General features: G+C 50.5%; 1 rRNA gene. It reads right to left on the bottom strand.

Features of this window, described 5'->3' with window-relative positions:
• Window positions 1–132: 132 nt before the first annotated feature.
• Window positions 133–210, bottom strand: a 16S ribosomal RNA gene (locus NWP14_RS27960); the annotation flags it as partial.

Below are 210 nucleotides of genomic sequence, written 5' to 3'. Positions count from 1 at the left end.
TTACCGCCGTGAAAGGGCGGTGTCCTGGGCCTCTAGACGAAGGGGACACTGAAGTCTCAATCGCAAGACGCCTTGCTATTTACTTTTCATCAGACAAACTGTGTGAGCACTACAAAGGCAGGTTCTTTCAGGTAAGGAGGTGATCCAACCGCAGGTTCCCCTACGGTTACCTTGTTACGACTTCACCCCAGTCATGAATCACAAAGTGGT

It is taken from the genome of Klebsiella sp. C349492, from assembly GCF_042055345.1.
Classification (GTDB): Bacteria; Pseudomonadota; Gammaproteobacteria; order Enterobacterales; family Enterobacteriaceae; genus Klebsiella; species Klebsiella scottii.
This window is presented reverse-complemented; position numbering and strand designations above follow the sequence as displayed.